Origin of the sequence: Janthinobacterium sp. CG3, assembly GCF_000344615.1 — a bacterium.
In the GTDB taxonomy this organism is placed as follows: domain Bacteria; phylum Pseudomonadota; class Gammaproteobacteria; order Burkholderiales; family Burkholderiaceae_D; genus Janthinobacterium.
Genome location: NZ_KB467829.1, coordinates 1 through 2,637 on the forward strand (window position 1 = coordinate 1; position 2,637 = coordinate 2,637).

2 protein-coding genes and 3 tRNA genes are annotated in these 2,637 nt (G+C 59.5%); all 5 read left to right on the forward strand.

Translation table 11 applies throughout. From position 1 onward, the window contains the following. A partial coding sequence (locus JANGC3_RS30460; RefSeq protein WP_017879775.1) for a glycoside hydrolase occupies positions 1–1,046 on the forward strand: 1,046 nt, incomplete at its 5' end. Between the two features lie 92 nt (positions 1,047–1,138). Further along, a tRNA-Val gene (locus tag JANGC3_RS0127840) sits at positions 1,139–1,215 on the forward strand. Between the two features lie 79 nt (positions 1,216–1,294). Next, positions 1,295–1,371: transfer RNA gene (locus JANGC3_RS0127845), tRNA-Val, on the forward strand. A gap of 88 nt (positions 1,372–1,459) precedes the next feature. Beyond that, positions 1,460–1,536 (forward strand) — tRNA-Val (locus tag JANGC3_RS0127850). Between the two features lie 209 nt (positions 1,537–1,745). Beyond that, positions 1,746–2,637 (forward strand): TGS domain-containing protein (locus JANGC3_RS0127855; protein WP_035789295.1); only part of this gene is annotated, 892 nt, incomplete at its 3' end.

The window sequence follows — 2,637 nt, forward strand, 5'->3', positions numbered from 1 at the left end:
GGCATCCGGAGGCGGTCGCCGCCGGCGTCGAGGCCGGCTATCTGGTCGCGCCCTACGATTCCTACGAGACGGCGCTAAAGCCGGGCAGCAATCCCGACTGGGCCACCGCGCACCTGGGCGAGAAGGTGTACCGCGATTGCGCGATCGTGCTCAAGAGCGGTTTGTTCCGCGCCGGCTTCCAGAAATCGGGCCGCTACACCGATTCGAACTGCGTGCGCCCGGTGTTGCAGGCGCGCGTCAAGGCGGTCGCGGCGAAGGCCGGCTTCAACAGCTGGTTCCTGGACGCCTATGCGAGCGGCATGGTGTTCGACAGTTACCGCGCCGAGGCGCCAATGACGCAGGCGCAGAATGCCGCCGGCAATATGGAGGCGTCGCGCTGGATCTCGGATACGCTGAAGATGCCGGCCGGTTCGGAGGACGGCCACGGCCCGGCCGCGCAGGGCATCCTGTTCGCCCACGGCGTGCAGACCCCGGTGATCGGCTGGGGCGACAAGGATATGCAAAAGGATAAGAATTCGCCGCACTTCCTCGGCAGCTGGTTCCCCGCCTCGCAGCCGACGGTGTTTTTCAAACAGGTGCCCTTGAAGGAGTCGCTAAGGGCGATCCACTTCAATCCGGCCACGCGCCTGCCGCTCTACCAGGCGGTGTTCCACGGCTCCGTGGTCAGCAGCCACCACTGGCTGTTCGACAGTTTGAAGTTCGGCAACGTGCGCGGCGACAACGAGCTGACGCAGTTGTTGTACAACGTGCCGCCGCTGTACCATTTGAGCGGCGACACGCTGGACCAGCGCTTGCCGCTGATCAAGCGCCAGGACGCCTTCTTCCGTCCCTTGCACCAGCGCCTGGCGGGCGAACAGATGACGGCGTTCAGCGCGATGTCGCCGGACCGCCTGCTGCAGGAAACCCGTTACAGCGACGGCACCCGACTGATCGCCAACTTTGGCGACAAGGACCTGGTGGTGGATGGCCGACGTTTAGCCAAGCGCAGCGTGACGGCGATCAACAGCGATGGCTACAGCAGCGTGTACGTCGTGGCGGCCGAGTAATGCCTGCTTTGCGAACACTTTTCATTCATGTCAAAGTTTCCTGCAATCAGCCCTTGTATTTGCCGCCTACCCTTCCTATAATGCTGGTCTTCGGGCGGTTAGTTCAGCTGGTTAGAATACTTGGTCGACATCCAAGGGGTCGGGGATTCGAATTCCTCACCGCCCACCAGAACAGTGTAGTAAGATAGCGATCGTAGTTTTACGCCGCGAACGACTGGCAGCAGTTGTGGTTTTAAAAAAAGTTTTTCGGGCGGTTAGTTCAGCTGGTTAGAATACTTGGTCGACATCCAAGGGGTCGGGGATTCGAATTCCTCACCGCCCACCAGGACAAAGTAGGGCCACGCCGCGCGGCAGGTTGGCGCGGCAGGCAACGAAGTTGCTTGTTGTAAGTTGTTGTTTCTAGTAGCATTTGCGGGCGGTTAGTTCAGCTGGTTAGAATACTTGGTCGACATCCAAGGGGTCGGGGATTCGAATTCCTCACCGCCCACCAGAATATATGTAAGAGCTAGAAAGGCGAATCGGTTATGACACCGCGAACTACTACCAGGATTTGGGAGTGACGCTAGTCGACTGGATTTTCTTTGCTTGCTAAAAGGAGAAAAACGCGGCTAGTCCGCGTTTTTTTTCGTCCGCGTTTTCGTTGCGCATCCCATTCGAATTCCATTTCAATATTTCAGCTGTTTTTACCCGGAGATCAATATGCTTACAGTCCGACTTCCCGATGGTTCCGCGCGTCAGTTCGACGGTCCGGTGACCGTGGCCCAGGTGGCCGCCAATATCGGTACTGGCCTGGCGAAGGCCGCGCTGGCCGGCAAGGTCGACGGCAAGCTGGTCGACACCTCCTTCTTGATTGACAAGGACGCCGACGTGGCCATCGTCACGGACAAGGACGCCGACGCGCTGGAAGTGATTCGCCACTCGACCGCCCACTTGCTGGCCTACGCCGTCAAGGAATTGTTCCCGGACGCGCAAGTGACGATCGGCCCGGTGATTGAAAACGGCTTCTATTACGACTTCGCCTACAAGCGTCCGTTTACGCCGGAAGATCTGGTCGTCATCGAAAAGAAAATGGCCGAGCTGGCCAAGAAAGACGAGCCGGTGGTCCGCACGGTGCTGGGGCGCGACGAGGCCGTGGCCTACTTCAAGGGTATCGGCGAGAACTACAAGGCCGAGATCATCGGCTCGATTCCGGCCGACCAGGAAGTGTCGCTGTACGCCGAAGGCAAGTTCACCGACTTGTGCCGCGGCCCGCACGTGCCGTCGACCGGCAAGCTGAAGGTGTTCAAGCTGATGAAGCTGGCCGGCGCCTACTGGCGCGGCGACTCCAAGAATGAAATGCTGCAGCGCGTGTATGGCACCGCCTGGGTAAAGAAGGAAGACCAGGAACAATACCTGTTCATGCTGGAGGAGGCCGAGAAGCGCGACCACCGCAAGCTGGGCAAGCAACTCGATTTCTTCCACTTCCAGGACGAGGCGCCGGGCCTGGTGTTCTGGCATCCGAAGGGTTGGTCGATCTGGCAGCAGGTCGAGCAATACATGCGCAACATTTACCAGATCAACGGCTACCAGGAAGTGAAGGCGCCGCAGATCC